Source organism: Pseudomonas sp. MYb327 (assembly GCF_040438925.1).
Classification (GTDB): Bacteria; Pseudomonadota; Gammaproteobacteria; order Pseudomonadales; family Pseudomonadaceae; genus Aquipseudomonas.
Genome location: NZ_CP159258.1, coordinates 1,846,052 through 1,867,252 on the forward strand (window position 1 = coordinate 1,846,052; position 21,201 = coordinate 1,867,252).

General features: G+C 57.5%; 16 protein-coding genes and 2 pseudogenes. 10 read left to right on the top strand and 8 right to left on the bottom strand.

From position 1 onward, the window contains the following. Positions 1-132 precede the first annotated feature (132 nt). Together ABVN21_RS08280 and ABVN21_RS08285 are read left to right on the top strand one after the other, a co-directional pair. The gene (locus ABVN21_RS08280; protein WP_339555776.1) at positions 133-669 is read left to right on the top strand and encodes a hypothetical protein; all 537 of its coding nucleotides are present in this window, start codon (positions 133-135) and stop codon (positions 667-669) included. A gap of 216 nt (positions 670-885) precedes the next feature. Then, entirely contained in the window at positions 886-1,074 is a 189-nt protein-coding gene (locus ABVN21_RS08285; protein WP_010460665.1) for a hypothetical protein, read from the top strand. Between the two features lie 19 nt (positions 1,075-1,093). Here the strand turns inward: ABVN21_RS08285 and ABVN21_RS08290 are convergent, their stop codons facing one another. Further along, positions 1,094-1,465, bottom strand: coding sequence for a fe2+ zn2+ uptake regulation protein (locus ABVN21_RS08290; RefSeq protein WP_339555775.1), 372 nt, complete (start codon positions 1,463-1,465; stop codon positions 1,094-1,096). Between the two features lie 248 nt (positions 1,466-1,713). Between ABVN21_RS08290 and ABVN21_RS08295 the strand changes: the two genes are divergently transcribed. Then, the gene (locus tag ABVN21_RS08295) at positions 1,714-4,059 is read left to right on the top strand and encodes an acylase (RefSeq protein WP_339555774.1); all 2,346 of its coding nucleotides are present in this window, start codon (positions 1,714-1,716) and stop codon (positions 4,057-4,059) included. A gap of 54 nt (positions 4,060-4,113) precedes the next feature. Here the strand turns inward: ABVN21_RS08295 and ABVN21_RS08300 are convergent, their stop codons facing one another. Together ABVN21_RS08300 and ABVN21_RS08305 are read right to left on the bottom strand one after the other, a co-directional pair. Further along, positions 4,114-5,118, bottom strand: a complete 1,005-nt coding sequence (locus ABVN21_RS08300) for a FecR family protein (protein ID WP_339555773.1) — start codon at positions 5,116-5,118, stop codon at positions 4,114-4,116. Positions 5,119-5,311: 193 nt separating this feature from the next. Continuing rightward, positions 5,312-10,135 (bottom strand): DUF6543 domain-containing protein, encoded by a 4,824-nt coding sequence (locus ABVN21_RS08305; protein WP_339555772.1) that lies wholly within the window; start codon positions 10,133-10,135, stop codon positions 5,312-5,314. Positions 10,136-10,375: 240 nt separating this feature from the next. On the opposite strand from ABVN21_RS08305, the gene ABVN21_RS08310 reads away from it, so the two are divergent. Beyond that, complete coding sequence (locus tag ABVN21_RS08310; protein WP_339555771.1) at positions 10,376-11,416, top strand: Ldh family oxidoreductase; 1,041 nt, start codon at positions 10,376-10,378, stop codon at positions 11,414-11,416. Positions 11,417-11,519: 103 nt separating this feature from the next. On the opposite strand, the gene ABVN21_RS08315 is transcribed toward ABVN21_RS08310, so the two are convergent. Continuing rightward, complete coding sequence (locus tag ABVN21_RS08315; RefSeq protein WP_339555764.1) at positions 11,520-11,837, bottom strand: DUF883 family protein; 318 nt, start codon at positions 11,835-11,837, stop codon at positions 11,520-11,522. Positions 11,838-12,000: 163 nt separating this feature from the next. Here ABVN21_RS08315 and ABVN21_RS08320 point away from each other — a divergent pair, with 163 nt between their 5' ends. Then, positions 12,001-12,255, top strand: coding sequence for a hypothetical protein (locus ABVN21_RS08320; protein ID WP_223505641.1), 255 nt, complete (start codon positions 12,001-12,003; stop codon positions 12,253-12,255). Positions 12,256-12,258: 3 nt separating this feature from the next. Here the strand turns inward: ABVN21_RS08320 and ABVN21_RS08325 are convergent, their stop codons facing one another. The 3 genes and pseudogenes from ABVN21_RS08325 to ABVN21_RS08335 all read right to left on the bottom strand — a co-directional run. Next, on the bottom strand, positions 12,259-12,978 hold the full coding sequence (locus ABVN21_RS08325) for a LysR substrate-binding domain-containing protein (RefSeq protein WP_339555763.1): 720 nt from the start codon (positions 12,976-12,978) through the stop codon (positions 12,259-12,261). A gap of 307 nt (positions 12,979-13,285) precedes the next feature. Beyond that, a pseudogene (locus ABVN21_RS08330) lies at positions 13,286-13,567 on the bottom strand (hypothetical protein); the annotation flags it as partial. A gap of 457 nt (positions 13,568-14,024) precedes the next feature. Further along, positions 14,025-14,540, bottom strand: a pseudogene (locus ABVN21_RS08335) (IS66 family transposase); the annotation flags it as partial. Between the two features lie 351 nt (positions 14,541-14,891). On the opposite strand from ABVN21_RS08335, the gene ABVN21_RS08340 reads away from it, so the two are divergent. After that, positions 14,892-16,319: a coniferyl aldehyde dehydrogenase gene (locus ABVN21_RS08340; protein ID WP_339555762.1), complete on the top strand. Its 1,428-nt coding sequence runs from the start codon at positions 14,892-14,894 to the stop codon at positions 16,317-16,319. 7 nt (positions 16,320-16,326) lie between these two features. On the opposite strand, the gene ABVN21_RS08345 is transcribed toward ABVN21_RS08340, so the two are convergent. Beyond that, positions 16,327-17,346: an AraC family transcriptional regulator ligand-binding domain-containing protein gene (locus tag ABVN21_RS08345; RefSeq protein ID WP_339555761.1), complete on the bottom strand. Its 1,020-nt coding sequence runs from the start codon at positions 17,344-17,346 to the stop codon at positions 16,327-16,329. A gap of 160 nt (positions 17,347-17,506) precedes the next feature. Here ABVN21_RS08345 and ABVN21_RS08350 point away from each other — a divergent pair, with 160 nt between their 5' ends. The 4 genes from ABVN21_RS08350 to ABVN21_RS08365 all read left to right on the top strand — a co-directional run bounded on the left by ABVN21_RS08350 (position 17,507) and on the right by ABVN21_RS08365 (position 21,179). Next, positions 17,507-18,322 (top strand): class II aldolase/adducin family protein, encoded by an 816-nt coding sequence (locus ABVN21_RS08350; RefSeq protein WP_339555760.1) that lies wholly within the window; start codon positions 17,507-17,509, stop codon positions 18,320-18,322. A 32-nt stretch (positions 18,323-18,354) separates the two neighbouring features. Continuing rightward, complete coding sequence (locus ABVN21_RS08355) at positions 18,355-20,004, top strand: choline dehydrogenase (RefSeq protein ID WP_339555759.1); 1,650 nt, start codon at positions 18,355-18,357, stop codon at positions 20,002-20,004. Next, positions 20,001-20,486 carry a MaoC family dehydratase gene (locus tag ABVN21_RS08360; protein WP_339555758.1) on the top strand — a complete coding sequence of 162 codons (486 nt, stop codon included), beginning with the start codon at positions 20,001-20,003 and terminating at the stop codon, positions 20,484-20,486. Before ABVN21_RS08355 ends, ABVN21_RS08360 begins: the two co-directional genes overlap by 4 nt. Positions 20,487-20,573: 87 nt before the next feature. Then, positions 20,574-21,179 carry a Crp/Fnr family transcriptional regulator gene (locus ABVN21_RS08365; RefSeq protein WP_339555757.1) on the top strand — a complete coding sequence of 202 codons (606 nt, stop codon included), beginning with the start codon at positions 20,574-20,576 and terminating at the stop codon, positions 21,177-21,179. Positions 21,180-21,201: the final 22 nt, after the last annotated feature.

The window sequence follows — 21,201 nt, forward strand, 5'->3', positions numbered from 1 at the left end:
TTTACTATTGTGCAAGTTAATTGTAAAAGTTACGAAATGCGTGTTGGAGTCGCCCAAGTCCGGAACGATACTCATACCAAGTTACTTGGTTAAGAAATGAGTTTTTATGTTTGCCTCGCAAGGACTTCGGTTATGAGTATCGGATATGTGGGTGCCTGGACTGCAAAGGCGGGAGTGTTGGTACGAGATACAGCAAGCCGGACCAAACCTCCGTCCCAACCCGACAAGGTCAGGCAGATGCTGTCGATGGTGGGTAGCAATCCAATCGTACTGGACACAGCGAAGATGGATAAGCTCCAGCTCTACAAGCAACTCAAGGGTTTCGACCCGGCGAATGTCACAGTCAAATCTCTGGGTAATCTCAGCGTATTTTTGAAAGATCGTGGGTTGATCAGTGAGGTGACGGCGCTGACGCTGACAAATGCCGGCGACAAGTTTGACCGGTTCGGCATTCAGAACGATCCGGAAGCCAAGTTCAATGCGCTGGAATACTTCGCGATGCAGTTGGACAGTATCCAGAGCAATAACTTGAAGGGTAACAAGTACGCTAACTACTTGATTCCCGAATTTAAAAAGGCAATTTACGTATTGCAGAACCTTGAAATCTACGGAAAAAGTGGCAATAGACCGCCGCCACCGCCTGAAAAAGATGAAGATCCCAAGGTGTGATATCAGATTGTGCTGACCCATTCGGGTTAAAGAACGGGTCAGCCCGCAGCTTTGTTCCTGATCGACTTCTCAAGGTAAGCGCTTCATTGAAGCGAAATCTCTTCACTGGCTGTAACATGAGCCCCGGTTGCTACGCCCAGTCCCCGGAAATCGGTAGGCGCTAGGCAGGCAATCGATCCATCTATTCAGGTTCAGGCTTACATTCAGGAAATGCTAATGACCCAGTCGCAACGTTTGAAATACTCGATTCTGATCTCCCTGGTGGTACTGGGGATCATGTTTGGCCTGTCGTATTTGCAGAACGCCGGCGTCATCAGCGAAAAACTGTTCCAGTACATCGCCATTGGCGTGGCGGTGATCGTGGTCGTCGTCAATGGCGTGATGCGCCGCAAGGTCAAGCCCTGAGCAAAGGCCCAAGGCTTGATCAGTGGTGATGCAGCACGGCAGCGGCCCGGGGGTCAAGGCTGTAGCTTTTGTCCGGATTGAGGACAATCACGCCTTCGCTACACAGCCGTTTCAACACTTCCCGCACACTCAGGAAGGACAGGGGAATATCCAGTTCCAGCAATTGAGTGTGCACGCCGCGCACGCCGAGGCTGCGGTCGCTTTCGGCGGCTGTCAGCAGTGCGTCGATGACTTTCAGACGAATCAGACTGGTTCGCAGTCCAAAGCTCTTGAGCAGGAAGCGGATCCGCTCGTTACCGTGGCGCTCGGTACGCTGGTCGAAGACACCGACCCTGAGTGAAGGGCCCGATGGCGCGTTGCTACCGTCCGTTGGCAGTTGCGAGTTGTACATGGCAAAACTCCTTTTCCGAGCCTGATCAGAAAAAATTGGGCGCTCTTACGTAACAAGACGTATGAGCCACGCAAATCATGAAGACTTAAATGTAGAAATTTCGTCGTCATTGCGTGACCGACCTGTCATACGCCGCAGGACTGCGGCCCGAATGACTAAATTTTTTTCGTGTGCTTCGTCCCTAAATGGATGCGCAGTGCGTGTCAGTACGCAGAACTGTGACCATCGTTTTTCGATCAGGAGCGAGTGTGATTATTTCCAGCCAATTGACCAGGATGAGCCTGGCAGGTCTGTTTCTGGGGCTGAGTGTTGCGGCGAATGCACGCAATCAGCCGGAGCAGGCGAGTGCCGATATCCGTCGGACCAGTTTCGGCGTGCCGCACATTCGTGCCGAAAACGAACGCGGGCTTGGTTACGGAATCGGCTATGCCTACGCTCAGGATAACCTGTGTTTGCTGGCCAACGAGATCGTCACGGTGAACGGTCAGCGCTCAAGGTTTTTCGGCCCGGATCAGTTCACGGTCGAAGAGCGCGAAAACCGCGTCAGCGATCTGTTTTTCAATTGGTTGAACACCCCGCAGGCGGTCGACGCGTTCTGGCAGGCGCAATCCCCTGAAGTACGTGAGCTGGTTGAAGGCTACGTGGCGGGCTACAACCGGTTGCTGGTAGAACGACGGGCCGAGGGATTGCCGCAGCAGTGCCAGGGCGAGTGGGTACGGGAGATCACCGCTATGGATCTGGTCAAGCTGACCCGGCGTCTGCTGGTCGAAGGCGGGGTCGGGCAGTTTGCCGAAGCCCTGGCAGGCGCCACGCCACCGGCGGCGGTTACCCGCAACGCCGGCGAGCATGCCACATTCCAGGTGGCGGCTTGGCGCATGCAGCGTTTCGCCCTCGATCGCGGCAGTAACGCGGTGGCTGTGGGCAGCGACCGCTCCTTCAATGGCCGCGGCATGTTGCTGGCCAATCCGCACTTTCCGTGGCTGGGCGGGATGCGTTTCTATCAGATGCACCTGACCATTCCCGGCAAGCTGGACGTCATGGGCGCTGCATTGCCTGGCCTGCCGATGATCAACATTGGCTTCAATCAGCATCTGGCCTGGACCCACACCGTGGACTCGTCCAAGCATTTCACCCTCTATCGCTTGCAACTGGACCCCAAGGACCCGACCCGTTACCTGCTCGACGGCAAGTCCATGCCCATGCACAAGCAAACCCTGACGGTTGATATGAAGCAGCCAGATGGTTCGCTCAAAGCCGTTTCCCATGTGGTGTACAGCTCTGAATTCGGTCCGATTGTGCAATGGCCCGGAAAGCTGGATTGGGACAACCAGTTTGCCTACAGCTTGCGCGACGCCAACCTGGAAAATAATCGGGTCCTGCAGCAGTGGTACGCAATGAATCGGGCCGGGAGCCTCAAGGCGTTTCAGGAATCGGTCCACAACATTCAGGGCATCCCGTGGGTGAACACCCTGGCGGCGGACGATCAGGGGCAGACGCTGTACATGAACTTGTCGGTGGTGCCGAACGTCAGTGCCGAGAAGCTCGCGCAGTGCAGCGACCCGCGGATTGGCTTGCAGTTGATCGTCCTCGATGGCTCCAACAGCGGCTGCGCTTGGGACATCGATCCGCAAGCCGCGCAAAAAGGCATTTATGCGTCGGACAAATTGCCGCAACTGTTGCGCAAGGACTTTGTGCAGCACTCCAATGATTCGGCATGGATGGCCAACCCGGCGCAGCCGCTCACCGGTTTTTCGCCGCTGATCAGTCAGGACAGCCAGCCGCTGGGCCTGCGTTCGCGCTTTGCCCTGGATCGCCTAAACTCGCTGACCAAGGCTGGCCCGATCGCGGCGGCGGATCTGCAACACATGGTGATGGACGATCAGGTGTATCAGGCGGCGCAAGTGATGCCGGACCTGCTGCAATTCTGCGCGGATAACTTGGGTTCCGATGGGAAAACCCTGGCGCCGCTGTGTGCCAGCCTGAAGGCGTGGGATCGCAAGGCGAATCTGGACAGCGGTCTGGGCTTCGTGCATTTCCAGAATGTCATGGAGCCATTGGAACAGACGCCCGATGTCTGGCGCGTCCCATTCGATCCGCAAGACCCGCAACACACCCCGCGTGGCTTGGCGGTTGAGCGTTCGCAAGTGGCGAACGCGCTGCGCCAGGCGATGCTCGCCTCGGCAGAGCAGGTCAATAAGTCAGGGCTGAAAAAAAGCAGTCGTTGGGGCGATATTCAGGTGGTCAGCAGTGGCGGTCAGCAAACGCCCATTCATGGCGGACCGGGGACGCTGGGCGTCTACAACGCGATTCAGAGCGTGCCTAGATCCGACGGCAGGCGCGAAGTCGTCAGCGGCACCAGTTATCTGCAGGTGGTGACGTTCGATGAGAAGGGTCCGCAGGCAAAAGGCCTGTTGGCGTTTTCGCTCTCCAGTGACCCGTCCTCTAAATACTCCCGAGACCAGACGCTGGCATTTTCGAAGAAGCAGCTGAGTGTGTTGCCTTTCACTGAGCAGCAGATCACGTCCGATCCGCAGTATCAGGCTCAAACAATACGCGAGCAGGATGAGAAGGCCGGCACCGTGGCCGCACAGTAAGATCAATTGTGTTTGAACGAAAAATGAAGGCCGCACCCATCAGGATCGCGGCCTTCAGCTTTTTGGGGGTTGCACCGGAATGGAGTTGAGGACCGGGTTGCCTTCTTTGTTGCGAGTCAGGTAAACCGGCAGCACCTTGGGCAGGGTGGCCACCAGGGTATTGAGTTCCTTGATGTTGTAGATGCCACCGATGCGGATCGCGCCGGTGTTGTTGTCGGCAACCAGCAACGGGGTTTCCAGGTAGCGGTTGATCAATGGCAGCGCATCGTTCAACGCCAGATCATCGAGTACCAGTTTGCCGTTGAGCCAGGCCAGTGAATTGTCGTTTTCGTAGGTTTGGGTGATTCGCGGAATGTAATCGCCATGGCGATAGCTCGCCTGCATGGCGGGGCCGAGTCTCAAGCCATCCCCCGGCAAATCATCGTTGCTGCTGACCAGTACCGAGCCTTCAATCAGGTTTACTTTCACCTGATCTTCATACATCCAGACGTTGAATTTGGTCCCGGTGACGCGGATTTTGCCTTCGGCTGCTTTGACGACGAAGGGATGGCTAGTGTCGTGAGTGACGCTGAAAAACGCTTCACCTTTTTTCAAGCTGACCTGACGCCGATCCTTGTAGTTGCTGTACGTCAGCTCGCTGCCCAGATTCAGTTCGACCTGGGTGCCGTCCTTCAAGGTGACCTGGCGCACATTGTTCGTCGCTTCGAAGTGCTGGTATGAATCGGGCAGCCAACCCAGGTTCCAGCCGCTGAAGGCTGCCAAAGGCAATGCCAGTGCACACACGGCGGCGGCCATGCCGAAGGTGCGCCAAGGTGTTTGAGGTTTGTTCCGAACCATTGGCACAACGTGCGTTTGCGGACGTGGCAGATCCCCGGCGACCTCCCAGATTTCCAGCATGGCCTCATATTCGAACGCGTGAAGCGGGTGAGCATCCAGCCATTGTTCGAACGCCAGGCGCTCCTGCTCGGTACAGTCTTCGGCGTGCAGACGCATGCACCAGTGCGCGGCGGCATCGGTAATCGCGTCAAATTCGGTTTGCGAGAGAGAATTGTCGGTCATTGACTCATCCTGGTTTCGCGCATTCTAACCTTTGGGAGAAGGTGGCGAGAACATCTGTCATGGCAATTACCCATCAAAGTGTATTTTTTTTAGTTTTAAACGTTGAAAAATAGGAGAGTGAGCAGCTTTTCCTGAAGAGCTTGAATGGATAGCGCTGCGCAGATCCGCGAATCTGCGCATTGTTTTATGACGTTCAGCCGGAGGAGGTTGGCGCGGCAGGCACCGGGTCCAGTTGCCGCCCCATCTCGCAGATCAAAAACGCAATCGAATCGGCATTGCGCAGAATGATGTCGATCCTTTTGTCAGGGTTTTCCAGACTGTAAAAGGCGTCCCGCGCCGCTGTCATAGTTGTGGTGTCAGTGACCTTGAGGATTTCCTTGCCAACGTGATACGAACCTGGAATCGCGTCCAGACTGACCCATGATTGCAACGAGTTATGCCAGCGGGCGAACAGCTCTTCCCGTGGGGTTGCCAGGGACAACGCCTCTCGCTGGAAATCCACCTGGCTTTGCTTCATCGCGCGGCCATAACCGGTGATTGGCGTGACGAGGTCGCTGAATGGCCGTCGAGCCTCCAGTGAAGCAATATCCACGGCCTTTGAAAAAAGGTGGGCGAACTCATGGATCAGCGTGGCGGCCTGGCTGTGGCCGTCGACGTTGAACGGTTCGGTCAAACAGGATTTGTACCAATCGAGCTGTTGATCGAAGAACCTTTCGGTGAAATGCACATTTTTTCTGGAGTCCTGATCCACGACAAAAGCGATCAAATTTGCATGGGCATCTTTGTTCGAACCGACGACAAACCGCTGGCTGTTCATCAAGTCTTCATCCGGGTCAACCAGCGCCGTACAGACAGGCACGATGGCTTGTTTGATTTTTTCGATCAGGCCCGCTTCGACACTGCGGACATCAAAAAAACGTTTGAGAAATCCGTCCATTCGAGTTCCGGGTATCAGGCGTCTTTGCTGCGCCAGATTGTGCAGGCTGTTGAAGGCGTAATAGCGAGCCATGTCGATGGCCTGCACGATCTGGCGGGCTTTTTCCGGATGATGGGCGCGAATTTCCTGCATCCCGCGTGCTTCGATGTTCAGTACCCGACTGACTTCGTGGCTGGTCACATGCTGGTTGTGCATTTTTGACAGGGCTTTTCCGTAGTGCACAGTATGCACGTCGGGGTCGATCACCATTTGCCGTGCCGACGTGGTCGCGAGAGAAGGCCCGTCCTGATTGGCGTTGCGGATTTGCCACACCGCGCCGGGCTTGTCTACGGGATAGACCTTCCCTGCAATCGGGGCGTAGCGCTGTTTACTGACTGGATCGAGGTAAGTGCCATCGTTGTTGTCTTTACTCAGGTCTTTCAAGGCGACGGTCGGTGTTTCAAAAGGCTGTAATGACGTACGTGCCGGCGCTGTCGGCTTCAGTTGGGACCATTTTGGTTCCATCACCGGTTTCACTTGCGGTGCAGTGTCGGTCGCTTCCGGCGACGTCACGAGTTCTTCCTCCAGCGACAAGCGCCCTAGAGAGACCATCTGCACCGTACCGGCAATGAAACTCTCCAGGGCCCGTTTCCAGTGGTGATCCTGCAACGCTTCGGCGGAGTCTTCGAAGTCTTTGAAGCTTTTCCACAAAAACTGCACAAAGGCGAGTTTGCCCGGCAACAGGCCGGAAAACAGTTTGATGCCTGAGCTGAACAGGTGCTTGGCGGCTTCCCAATCGGACTGGCCCGCGGTATCGGTGCGACTGCCGAGCATCTGCTCCAGGAGACGGGCATTATCGCTGTACAACTGGCTGAGCAGGTTGCCGCCGATGGGCGAAGACGCCAGGGTGATTTCGCTCAGTTGGCCAATGCTGGTGCTGAACAGGTTTCTGAACACCGACTGCTGATCTTGAGGCAAGCGGCGAACCACCAGATCCTGGAGCGCTCCGGGCGTATTCATCGCGGCAACCACTCCGGCTTCGTTCTCGAACTCGCTGAAAACCGGACCCGTATGGTAAGGCGCATACAACACGTGCGTCCCGGCGTGCCCGGCTCCCGGGCTTATCAGGTAAAGCCCCAAGGCATTGATGGCAGCGGCACCGGCCGTCTTGAGCAGCTCAAGCGGCCTAACGATGGCATGAGCCCCCGTTACCGCCGCACGAGCAACGGCATCGGGCATGTCCAGCACCTGGCTGATCAGGTCGAATGCATGCGAAGAAAGTCGTTGTTGCAACTTCAGCGCGTGGGCGTGTTGTAGCAACTGCCAAGGTAATTGCTGAAAAAAACGCAGTTTTCGGCTGGCGGCTTCAATACCTGGACCGGTTAATTGGCTGGTCACCGATTTTGCATAATCACGCTCGGCGTGCAACGACTGCAAAAGCTGTCGCACGGCCTCCTCGTTCAGTTGCGCAGGCAGGGTTTTAGTGGTGGCCGACGTAATTCTGAAGCCGGTGCCTTGCGCAATGTTGACGTGATTCAAGGCAAATTCGGTCAGGGTTCGTGACGGCCCGGTCAAGGCCAGGTTGGGGGTGATTTCGATCTGGTCGGGGGCGAGCGACTCTCCGGGGAAGCGGCTGCTCAACAATGACTTTAATCGGTCGTGGGTGTAGTCCGACAACGTTTGTATTGCGTGCAGGTAGTCTTTGTCATCGGTGACGCTGTGGCGGTATTGCGCCAACAGTTCGATGTGCAGTTGCTGCTCTTCAACCCGGGCCATGCCGAGCCAGGCGGGCAGGGATTGCTGGCGGGATATTGCCCTGGAGATTTGCGTGGCCCTGCGCAAGTTGGTGTCGATACCCATGTTCGCCAGGTCAATGAGCGCCGTGTCTTGTTTGGCTTTTTCCAGCGAGCTCGATCGAACGAGCTCGCAAGCGGCCAGAAAGTGCTCGATGGACAATTGCGCAAGTCGTAGCAGGACATTGCTTTCTATCAGTTCAAACGAGCCGAGAGAATAGCGCTGGTGGAGGTTGCGTCGCCCAGGGCTGAGGTTTTCCAGTAATTCCAGACACCTTCGACTATCGAGCAAACGACGCTTCAGGGACTCCGTTACGCTGCTGACCGAGTCAAAGACTTCGATCCCGGTTGCGGGAGTCCACAAAATGGCCCGCCCCGAATGTTGGTAGTCGAGGCCGCCACGCTCGGTCAGCAACAGGCAGTTGGCCAAGGGCAGCACCTCTCGCTGTCCGGGAGCTTCAAGGACCAGTGACCAGGTGTCAGGCCGAAACCCATTCAGCGCAAGGCGGCTTCTGAGATCCGGACGATCCGGATTCAGTGCCGTATCGATGATGGCCTGATCGGCACGCCGCAAGGTCCCCTCGAGCACCCGCAGGCTGGCTTCCCCGCGAATTCCAACGGACAGCGAGTGGCCCAGTTGGGGCTTCATCCGCTCCAGGTAGACTTGTTGCAGCGCGAGGGTGGAGAGCGGTTGAGCGGCGAAATCCGCGCTGAGCAGGGCGTCGATCTCGCTGAATGTTTTCACGTAGGCCGCGGCGGTGTCTGCCCGCACTATCGAGGGCTGTTGATCGCCTGCCAGGACGGGCCGCGTACTCCAGCGCCCATGGGTATCGAATGTCAGTAATCGGTCGCTGACCATGGTGCGTATGTCCAGCGCCTTGTCGAACAGGGCGTGGATATTCACGATGCCGTCGCTGTGACGAAAAACCTGTAGGGCATATTCAATGTTTTGCCGTTGTTTCGTGATAATGGCCTCGAGCAACACATCGAAGATCGGGCCGGAAATCACTTCCCCGGAAACGTGCGGCTGGCGGAAACCGAGGAAGTTGACTCGCTCCTGCAGGGTTAACAGGCCATAGAGTTCATCCTCGTGACCGGCAGCGTCGAATTTGCTCAGCAACGTGGCCTTGAGATCCTGATAGTCCTTCAACACCTGTAGCCCCTGAGTCGGGGTGTAGAGGTAGGCATTGGTGTGGCTGATCATGACTGATCCCGCCAACTCGACATAATTGGCCTGTTGTTGCCACAGGCGCACGGTTTCCAGCGTCGGACGCCTGGAACCGGTCGCCGTCGGTTGAATCATTGCGTGCAAGGCGTCGCTTTGTTCGGGGCTGATGATGCCGGCCTCGCGTTTGAGCAGTAGATCTGCTCGCGCCTTTTCACGGATCGCCCGGCTGAAAAACGCGCGACGCGAAGCACCATCAACGGCAGCGGCATTCCAATAGCGCTCCAGCGTACTGAACAGCAAGGTGACCAGTTTGCTGGAAACAGAGTGGACTGCGCTTTCCCAATGCTGCTGGTCAGTGCTTTGTGGCTTTCTTTTCGGATGAGAAAACTCATGGAGCTGCCCGCTGGGCCAGCGTTGATGCCGGTAGTGGCGCAGAATCGCTTCGCCCAGGTACATCGAACTGTGCCAGCGCCGTGTCGGTTCATTCTCCTGGCTGGCATTTTCAATGGGTACTTCGGTATAGAAATTGACTTGAGTTTTGCTTTGATCCAAGCCTGGAAAGGACGGCTGCAGCAGATCATCCAGAAGGGTATTGAGCAGCGAGTCGAGAGTCGGCAGCTCCAGCAGTTCCTTGAGCATGGCCTGATCGTTCAGTTGCTGGTTGTGCGTGATCGCAGCGCTCTGATCCTCGACCACGTCGCCCTCGATGTCCTGATAGGTCACCCGAACACGTTCGCTGGCTGCCAGGACCTTGCGGTCGGCCAGCGACATGAAGGCTAACAAAGCATCGTCTTCGTTCGCATCGTTCAGCCTTTGTACAAGCTGTTCAGTCAAGGCCGTGCGACTGTAGAACTTCTGAATGCCGCCGTATGGGGTGTAGACGATGACCCCATTGGTTTCCGGGGTGGGACTCAACACGAAGCTGCCAGCGAGGGGAATGTTTTGCAGCCCTTGGGTATTGAACAGGATACGTTCTGCGAGCATCGCCGGGGTTTGTTGGCCACGCAAAGTCTGGGTGGCGAGTTCCACATGAACGAGCCATTCGAAATCCTTTTGCGTCAGCCCGTGGGTTTTGCCAAGGTCATTCCAGAGACCGGGCGACTGCAAGGCCTCATGGAGAAACAGTGGGTGTGTGGGCATCGTCGAGTCTCTATCGGGGGCGCAGATGAGTGCGCTGGTGGATTGAGCCTCAAGACTAAAAATCGCCGCAGGGTCGGAGGTGGTAGATAGTTACCACCATTCGATGGGTGTTTTTGACAGCCGCATGGCATTGGCCGGTGCGCAGGCTCATCTAAACGTTGACAGTTCACGCGCCGCGCGTTGTTAATCGGCGCTCTACATACGCTGTTGCCCCCTCCAATAATTAGTCTGGAGCTTCAGATGTCTGCCCCACACGATTCTGTGTCTACTGTTGTCTCGCAAACCCTGTCCCTCGCTGAGCTGACGGCATTGCTTGAGAAGATATTCCTGCGTCACGGCACCTCGGCCGACGTCGCTCGGGTGCTGGCTGAAAACTGCGCTGGCGCCGAACGCGATGGTGCCCATAGCCATGGTGTGTTTCGTATTCCCGGTTATGTGTCGACGCTCAAGAGCGGCTGGGTCAATGGCCAGGCTGTGCCGGTGGTCGAGGATGTGGCTTCGGGATTTGTCCGGGTCGATGCTCAGAACGGTTTTGCGCAGCCAGCCCTCGCCGCTGCCCGTTCGTTGCTGGTAGAAAAGGCCCGCAGTGCGGGCATCGCGGTACTGGCGATCCGTAACTCGCACCACTTCGCGGCGTTGTGGCCGGACGTCGAGCCTTTCGCCTATGAAGGGTTGGTGGCGCTCAGCGTGGTCAACAGCATGACGTGCGTGGTGCCCCATGGCGCCGATCGGCCGTTGTTCGGTACCAACCCGATTGCGTTCGCTGCGCCTCGGGCCGACGGCGAGCCGATCGTTTTCGACCTGGCCACCAGCGCCATTGCCCACGGCGATGTGCAGATTGCCGCACGCAAGGGTGAGCGCTTGTCCACGGGCATGGGCGTGGATGGCCTCGGTCAGCCGACCCAGGACCCGAAAGCGATTCTCGAAGGGGGCGCCTTGTTGCCATTCGGCGGGCACAAGGGCTCGGCGCTGTCGATGATGGTGGAACTGTTGGCGGCGGCGTTGACCGGCGGGAATTTTTCCTTCGAGTTCGACTGGAAAAATCACCCTGGAGCGAAGACGCCGTGGACCGGCCAACTGCTGATTGTGATCGATCCGAGCAAAGCCGCTGGCCAGAGCTTTGCCGAGCGCAGCCAGGAGCTGGTGCGGCAGATGCATGGTGTGGGGTTAAAACGGTTGCCGGGTGACCGACGTCACCATCAGCGCGCCAAGTCGCAAAGCAATGGCATTGCGCTCGATGAGCAGACGCTGGCGGATCTGCGGGAATTGGCGGGGCTCTGACTCTTGCAGACAATTCTCTTACTGTAGGAGCCGGCTTGCTGGCGATGGCATTCTTGAGGACGCCATCGCCAGCAAGCCGACTCCTACAAATGTTGCGTTGTAATCAGCGGCGTGCCAGCAACAAGCCGACCACCAGCCCGAAACCGGCCGAGACCGCCACGGTTTGCCAAGGATGCCCGCCGATAAAGGTTTCAGTGGCTTCGACCGCCGGTTTGGTGCGATCACGGACACTGGTCACCGAATCCCGGGCTTGCTGGAGTTTCAGGGAGATTTGTCCACGAAGCGTCTCTGCTTCTTCCCCGACCAGTGAAGCGCTACTTTTGAGCAGTTTTTCCGACTCTTCGATCAGAGCCTGCAATTCGCTGAAGGCTTGGTCCTTGATTTGATCTTCGGCAGCCTGTGCGGCGGTTCTACGGGCCATTGAAATACTCCTTGCAATTAAGTGGACAGTGAACAATGGAGTCCGCTGCACTTGAAAAAGTTGCAGCGATTTCGTGCGTCGACCCAAATCAGGAGAAATCCAGAGCAGGACGATTCGTCCTACAGTGTAAGATGTCGCCTATTTTACGCAGCAGGAAATTCCCATGAGCTTCAATCTGGCCGACAAACCCCTTGCCGAGCGCGCTGCGCTTGAAGACGAGAAATCCCGTCTGTTCGAACTCTGGCAAAACAACCTGGGCAAAGCCAAGGGCGAGGCTGCACGCTTGTTCGGCGAACGCGCCAAGCGCAAAGGCAAATGGGCGGAGTGGGTCCGGGCCGAGCTGGATGGCATGTCGCCGCCGGAGTTCTCGAACATGGTGCGCAGTGAAGTCAATCGCTTGATGGCGGCCAACAAGTAGAGTTTAGGTAAAACACGCCACAATCGCCTCACGTACTTTCAACACCACCGGATCGAGCTGGGTGCTGGTGCGCCAACCCAGTTCGATCGGGTATCGCGGCAACGCCAGAGGGCAGGGCAGTAGGGCCAGGCCGCTGAGTGCCGCGATGCTGCGGGCCGCGTGCGCCGGAATGGTCGCCACGGCGTCACTGCCCTTAAGCAAATGCGGCAGCGCTGCAAAGTGAGTGGTCGAGGCACAGACCCACCGACTCAAGCCCAACGCCGCCAAACCTTCGTCGGTAATGCCGATGAAACCGCCCGACGACACCAGAATGTGTTCGCGGGCGACGAACTCCTCAAGGCCGATGGCCTGCTGGCCCTCGGTCAGACTGAGCGGATCGACCAGACACAAATAATCTCCTTCCCCCAGCACCTGACGGCTGAGCAAGCGTTCGGCAAACCCGCCGGCGGTAATCGCCAGGTCAATGCTGCGCTCCATCAACACCTGGGCGACGATCTGGCTATGGGTCTGACGAAAGATCAGCCGCAGTTTCGGCGCGCGGCGGGCAATTTCTTCGATAAGGCGCCGACCGTAGGCGATCTCGAAATCATCCGACATGCCTACCGTGACAGAACGGCCGTCGTAGTGATGGGCGCTCGGGTCGACCATCGCCAGGGTTTGCCGGCATTTGTTTAGCGCCTCACCGACCACCGGTTTCAACAGTTGCGCGATCGGCCGGGCCAAGCCCTTTGGGTCTGCTGGCCGCGCACGCAAGGGGCGCTTAGATGCATCAGAGGTTGCCTTCAGACCCGGTGTAACTTGCACCCTGGACTTTGCCACTGGCACTGGACAGGCACGACCAAGGAGCGTCCGCCTCAGGTACGCTGATCGTCACGCCAATTCCTGCTTCGGCGGTCATGACGTCGGTCACCGAAAGTTTGCTGACGGCCACGCCGGTTTTCTTCGCCACCTCGGCCAGGCAGGCCTTCTCCGCCTTGCTGGTGGCAGATGTGCCACTGGTGCTATTGGCACTCACAGCGCCCGATGTCGCTAGCTGGCAAACCCCGTTAGCCCCGCCTTTACCGGTATAGGATACGTCCCATGATTCATCTGGATTGCGCGTGAGGGAAATCGCCACGCCAGAGCCCTTGGCTTCATAGGCGTTGTCGTTGAATTTCTTCAGTTTGGCCTCCTTGCCATTGATGAACACTGGCCCGCCCTTATCCGCATGCACGGCGATATTGGTCGGGCACTCGTAGTTGAGCTGCGGAATATCAGCACTGGCCACAGTGGCGAACAGTAAAGTGGTGGCTCCGAACAAAAAACTGTTCATGTTCATGCGACGTTCTCTTTCCGTTTGAGAGTGGTTGGGTTTACTGCACAAGCATCATTGTCATGCGACAGCGCACGCAAGGCCGAAGCTAGCTGAAACGACTTGTCTCCACCTCGATGACACGGCTTCGGCAGTATAGGTGGTAGTGGGCAGTTTGAACGGCCAAACGGTCACGGCCGGATCTAATTGTCGGGTCGTCAGACGCGTTTGCCCGCATCCCCCGGACATGCGAGTTTCCCAGCACACGGCTTAAGCCTCTGCTAAGGCACCATTGGGCACCCGGTTTTACATCGTAAACATTGGCGAATTACACATCCCTTGGGCAACGCAGGTGGTAGATCTCAAGATGTGCGGCCGCGGCTGTCCCGCCATAACTCAGCTTCACAACATGCTGGCTGTGCCATGGTGTGTCTTTGGTGACCGGTTCAAGGCATGCGCAGCTTATGAGTCCGGGCATCTTTTCTTGCCGTATTCGACGGCGTAAATCCGGTTCCAGGTCGGGGACTTCACTTTCGATTTCGTACAGCAACTGAATGTAGCGCAGGGCTTGCTCGGCGAGCATGCTCTTGTTGGTGGCATGCAGTTCGAAGAACTTGCGCCGCGCATGGGCCATGCACCCGATCTCGGTCACACCGAGTTCGAAGCTGGTTTTGTAACCACCAAAATCATCGCAGACCAGCTTGCCCTTCCAGCCTTGCAGGACGTTGCGAGAATGCTCACCGGCGCGGCCGGGGCTGAAGTCGTAAACGACTGCCGCTGTTTCGCAGAATTGGCTGGTGGCGTAGGCCCATACATAAGAGCGATGGGTTTTCTTTGAGCCCGGAGCGAGCATTTGCACCGGTGTTTCATCGGCGTGGATGATCAGCTGCCCGAGCACTATGTCGCGCAGCGCATCGACCAGAGGCTGCAACTGCACGCCAGTAACGCCAACCCATTGAGCCAAGGTTGAACTCGGAATTGCCAGGCCAGCCCGTCTCGAAGAGCGGAAAATCCAATTCTTTTATCGCTGTATTTGGTAACCCAGGCGGGGTCGTCAGATTTCTATCTGAAGAGCCCTGAGTGCTGAATAGGGTGCTCGTAAATAGTCAAGTATTGATTCGTCAATAGTCAAATTTACAGGCGTAAACTTATATATTCTTTAGCCGCAATCCCTGCATTAGCGGGTCATGCACGTGGGTGAGCGCCCCGAATTCCGGAGCCACCCCCATTCAGAAATCGTTATGCGCTTGCGTCGCCAGCCTCCCAATCGCCGGGACGGGGTTTCCGCTGCAGGTACTTCTCACAGGCAGGCTGCATCTGTGCAAACACATCGAGTGACACACCTATGAACGCTAAAGCCGAAATCCCGGTTGAGTTTCTTCAATGCCTGGAAAGTCAGCAGGCCCATTTTCGAAACAACCGCTACCCAGACGCTGTACAGCGCGTAACTGACCTCAAAGCGTTGGTGCGCCTGGTGGCCGATAATCGTGAAGCGCTCATCGAGGCGGTCAATAAGGATTACGGCTGCCGTTCGCGCTTTGAAACGACCTTCGCCGAGATCGCTGTCACACTCGATGGCCTGCAAGACACCATCAAGCGGGTGAAGAAGTGGATGAAGCCGCAGAAGCGCCACGTTGATCCGATGCAACTACCGCTAGCGCGGGCCCGGCTAATTCCGCAGCCGATAGGTGTAGTGGGTGTTGTCGTGCCCTGGAACTTCCCGATCGCCATGGCATTTCACCCGCTGACGAGCATTTTTGCTGCGGGTAACAGCGCCATGGTGAAGATGTCAGAGAACTCAAACCATCTGGCGGGTTTGCTGAAGACACTGACGCCGCGTTATTTCCCTACAGGCAAATTAGCTTTTTTTGAGGACGGCGGTGGTCGTGGCCCAGCGTTTACCGCATTAGAGTTCGATCATGTTTTCTTCACCGGCTCACCAGCCACCGGTAAAGCGGTCATGGCCAATGCCGCGCAGAATCTGACGCCTGTTACGCTTGAACTCGGTGGCAAGTCGCCAGCTGTAGTCGCCCCGGACTACCCGATCGACAAGGCTGCGCAGCGCATTCTGTGGGCCAAGACGTTCAACGCCGGGCAAATCTGCACCAACGTGGATTACCTGTTCTTGCCTGAAGGCAAGGTGAACGCGTTTGTCGAAGCGGCAAAGGCCTATTGCGCCAAGCACTACCCCGACATCAATGGCGGCGACTACACCGCAGTGATCGATCAGCGCGCTTATGACCGCTTGCACGCTGCGTTGGACGACGCCAAGGCCAAGGGCGCGACGCTGGTCAATCTGATCGAGTCGCAGTCGCCCGATGCGAGCCGCCGAATCATGGCGCCGACCATCGTGCTCAATCCGACTGAAGACATGGACCTGATGCAGCGCGAGATCTTTGGCCCGATCCTGCCTATCAAAACCTACCGCACCCGCGAGGAAGTGACCGCCTACATCAATGAGCGTCCGCGCCCGCTGGCGTTCTATGCGTATACCAACGAGCGCAGCCTGGCGGACTGGTACATCTACAACACGCTCTCCGGTGGTGTGACCATTAACGACAGCCTGTTGCATGTCAGTGTTCACAGCCTGCCGTTCGGGGGCATCGGTAATAGCGGCATGGGGCACTACCATGGCTATGAAGGTTTCCAGACGTTTTCCAAGATGCGCCCGGTGCTGTATCAGGGCCCGATCCGGGCGATCAACATGATGCTGCCGCCCTACGGCGCGAAGGTGGAAAAAATGCTCAACATGATGATTCGCATGAAGAGCTGAGATCCCTTCACTCAATTGTCGGCTCTGGACTATCGGCCAGCTGTCGCCACTTGCGTGGCGACATGCCGGTCCATTGTTTGAACGCGCGACTGAATGCAGTGAGGTCGGCAAAGCCCAGGTTCAACGCCAGAGAGGTCAGGTCGATAGAGCTGCTGGTTAGGTGGTGCTTTGCCAGCCGCAAGCGCGACGATTTGAGTGTGTGCGCAAAGCTGCTGTCCTGCGCCTTGAGGCGTTGCTGCAGGCTGCGTGGATGCAATTCAACAAGCTTGGCCACCATGGTCAGATTGCACTCACCGGTTGGCAGCAAGGCATCGATGGCGCTTTCCACCTGGCGGGCCAGGCTGAAGGGCGCCAGGCGTTGCCAGCCAGTGCGCCATTGCAGCGTCAGGTGATCTCGCCAGCGCTGATTAACCACTACCGGTTGGTCCAACAGGGTGGCGGGATAGCTCAACAGGTTTATCGCCTGGTCATAGCGAATCGGCCCGCGCACAGCGTGCTCGTAGGCTTTGGCATGAACAGGCTTGTGGATTTGCAGGCCGACTTCAAGCGGAGGCAAATCGACGTCATGCAGTTGCCTCATGCCTTGGGCAAATACCGCCAGGGTTAGTGCATTGAGCTGTTCGCAGTCCACATCCTCGGCAAATGCAAACCGCCAGTGGATCGCAAAACTCGACTCGGATGTGCTGATTTCCCAGAGAAGCCCGCGAGCGTGAAAGTCCATGTTCTTCTGCAGCAACTGCAAGGCATCACCCACGGTGGCCTGTAGGCACAGGCACGAGCCGAGTGCGCCGAGCACTTCCAGTCCCTGACGATTGCCCAGACGTACACCAAAGTCTGGCGCCTTGCAGCGTAATGCCGCCAAACGCAGCAGCTCAGCCATCGCGACATAAGGGACGTAGAGGTCCGGGGAGTGCGTCACTGCCTGACTCAACCCGGCTTCACGCAAGAGGCGTTCGGGTTCCTGGCCCAGTTCGCGAACCAGTTCGGAAAACCCTAAAAGCGCGCCACTTCGGACGAAATAGTTCATCGGCTGATCACCTGTTGGCGTTCCTGAGTACGAAAAAATACTCGCCAATGGTCAAGTTTTGTTTCGTGAATTGTCAAGATAATCCAGCGGCTTTTGTTTACTTTGCTAGTACCTAAACCTGCGTGAGTGCGCTGCATTCGCGCCGCTGGAGTCTATAAAGATGACAACAAAACTACCTGCAGCAATGGTTAATGCCCTGTTCGGTCCGCGCCCAGAGGGTGTCGAGATTCCAGAGCCACCTTGTTTCGACTCTATTGCCAAAGAGCGCCAATACCGCAAGGAGCAGCTTGCCGCTGGCTTCCGAATTTTTGGCCGGTTCGGCTTTTCCGAAGGTGTCGCAGGGCACATCACGGTGCGTGATCCCGAACGCCCGTCCGAGTGGTTTTGGGTGAACCCGTTTGGCAAGAGTTTCAGCCGTATCCGTGCTTCGGACCTGGTCCTGGTCGACCATGAAGGCCACGTCGTCCAAGGGCAATACGCGGTCAATCGCGCGGCCCTGGTCATTCATTCCCATGTCCACGCAGCACGCCCCGATGCACTGGCCGCTGCGCATGCCCACTCGTTGCACGGCAAGGCGTTTTCCAGCCTGGGTATCCCGCTTGCGCCCATCACTCAGGATGCCTGCGCCTTCTACGAAGATCATGGCTTGTATAGCGAATTCGGCGGCGTCGCGACCGAGGTGGACGAAGGCGTGCGTATCGGTGAAGCGTTGGGCAAACACAAGGCGGTAATCCTGCAGAACCATGGCTTGCTGACGGTCGGCCAGTCCGTCGCCGAAGCCATCTGGTGGTTTATCACGATGGAGCGTTCCTGCCAGGCGCAGTTGTTGGCCATGGCCGCCGGCACGCCCAAGTTGATTGATCACCAGACCGCGCTAGGCGTGCGTTCGCAGGTCGGCACGCCTTACGCCGGCTGGTTCCAGGCAAGACCGTTGTGGGATCAAATCACCCACAGCGATCCCGATCTATTCAATTGATGTACCCGCACAAAATAAAAAAGGTACCTGAGATGAGCGGTAACAAGTGGGATTACATTATTGTCGGTGGCGGGTCCGCCGGCTCAGTGCTGGCAAACCGTTTGAGTGAATGTGCCAGCAACCGTGTGCTGCTGCTGGAGGCCGGCCCGAGTGGACGCTGGAGCCCGTTGGTGGCTATCCCGGCCGGCGCGGTGGCGCTGATGAAGAGTCGTCGTTACAACTGGCTGTTTGAAACCGAGCCGCAGCCGCAACTGGCCAACCGCCGGATGTTTCAACCGCGTGGTCGCTGTCTCGGTGGTTCGAGCAGTATCAACCTGGCGGTCAATACCCGGGGGCAGCCTTGGGACTACGATGAGTGGGAGCGTTTGGGCTGCCCGGGTTGGGGCTTTCGCGATGTCTTGCCCTTTTTCAAGAAGTCGGAGAATTTCGAGCCTGTCAGTCAGCCTGCCGACGCGCCATTTCACGGCAAGGGCGGGCCGTTGAACATTGCTGAACGGCGATGGACCAGCCCCTACGGTCACGCCTTTCTCGAAGCTTGTGCGCAGGCCGGGTTGCCACGCAGTTCTGACCCTAATGGTGCCGATCAAGAGGGGGCGTGCCTGCAACGCGCCTACCAAAAAAACGGACGACGCTGCAGCAATGCCAGGGCCTACCTGAACCCGGCGCGTGACCGGGAAAACCTGCAGATCATCACCGGCGCCCATGCCACCCGTGTGCTGTTGGACGGCAAGCGCGCCGTGGGTGTCGAGTACATGCGCAACGGCAAGTTGTGCCAGGCCCGGGCAAGCGCCGAAGTCATTCTCAGCGGCGGCGCGTTCCAGTCGCCACAGCTTCTGCTGCTGTCGGGCATAGGCCCGCGGGCTGAGCTGGAGAAGCATGGCATTCAGGTTCGCCATGAACTGGAGGGGGTAGGGCAGAACCTGCAAGATCACCTCGCGGTCGTGCTCAACGTGCGTACGCACACCCGCCGGGGCATCTCTTTGCACCCCTCGTCGCTCCTTCAGGCGGTAAAAGCCCTGGCGCAGTTCGTCTTCCGTCGTCGTGGGATGCTCACCACCAATGTGATCGAGGCGGGGGCGTTTGTGCGTTCGTTGCCACAGGAGTCCATGCCCGACATGCAGTTGCATTGCGCGCCCATCATGTATCGCGATCACGGGCGTGACATGCGCTTGCCTGCGTCCGGCTACGGCTATTCGATGGCGATCAACGACGGTCGACCGCTCTCCCGCGGCCGGGTTGGCCTGCACAGCAGTAATCCGCTGGCACCTCCATTGATTGACCCTAACTACCTGAGTCACGCGCGTGACCTGCAACGACTGGTCTTGGGCGTCAAAATGATGCGCAAGATTATTGCCCAGCCGGTGCTCGCGGTGCACAACAAGTGCGAGATCAATCCTGGCCCGCAGGTGCAAACCGATGAGCAACTCGAAGCCTGGGTACGGGAGAACGTTGAAACGGCCTATCACCCAGTGGGCAGCTGCAAAATGGGCCCCGCCAGCGATGCGATGGCCGTGGTTGATGCGCGGTTGCGTGTGCACGGCCTCGATGGGCTGCGCGTGATCGACGCGTCAATCATGCCAACCCTGGTAAACGGCAATACTAACCAGCCAGTCACCATGATTGGCGAGAAGGGCGCGAGCATGATTCTTGAAGATGCCGCTGCCTTGGAGCGCGCTGTATGAACATGAGTTATCACTACGACCACCTGGCTCAATTCGTGGGCAAGGAACTGGGCGTTTCCGAATGGGCCCTGGTTGACCAGGCACGAATCAACGAGTTCGCCCATTGCACGGAAGACCACCAGTGGATTCATGTGGATGAGGTACGTTGCCAGGTTGAAAGCCCTTTTGGTACGACCATCGCCCACGGCTTTCTAAACCTGTCACTGCTCGGTGGCTTGATGATGCAGATGGGCATCGTGCCTGCCGGTGTGAGCAGCCTGGTCAATGCCGGCGTGACCAACGTTCGCTTCAAAAATGCCGTGCGCGCGGGCACGCGTGTCCGGGCGCGGGCCTCGGTGCATTCGGTCGAGGTCAAGGATGGCGGGCGTACCTTGCTGATACTTCTGGCTCAGCTGGAGCTGGAGGGTCAAGCGGAGCCTGCGTTGACCGCTGAGTGTGTGGCTATGCTCTTTCGAGAGGTGACAAGTGACGCTGTTGCATAACTGATGTTCTCTCCCGCTACGGGGTCTTGCGTTGCCTGTGTTTGAATGGCCTTGCAGCCGCCAACGACATTGCCCCGGGGCGCGACAATGACCGTGAAAAACCTTCTCGATGCGAGCGCTTCAGATTTGTTTAGGGCCGTGCTTTGCCGTTACGGCGTGAACGAGCCCGAACTCTGGGAGCACCTGTTGCAGGTGCTCGAACTGCGCGACTACGCCCCCGATCAGCACATCGTTCGTGCCGGCGAAATGCCGACGCATTTCTTCGTCATCCTCAATGGCCTGGTGCGCTATTACTATTCTTCGCCAGAAGGAAAGGACTGGAACAAAGCCTTTTTTCACGAAGGCGCGTTGGTCGGTTCACTTAGCGCCTATTTGAAGCAGCAACCTTGTACCTACAGCATTGAAGTGCTGGAGAAGAGTCGCTTGGTGGCTGTGCCGCTGCAGATTTTTACCCAGCAACAGGGGCGCTCCTTGCAGATGCAGGGGATGCTCGACAAGGTCACTCGGGAAATCATGCTGCGTAACGAATCGCGAGAGGCGCTGCTGCTGACCTGCAATAGCGAGCAACGCTATCGCTGGTTGCGCGAAAACGAAAACTGGTTGCTGGCGCGGGTCCCGCAGTACCAGCTCGCGAGCTATCTGAGTATGGATGCTGTGTCGTTCTCGCGGATCAAACGCAAGTTAGGCTGCTGAATACCAGCAGCCTGTCAGATGC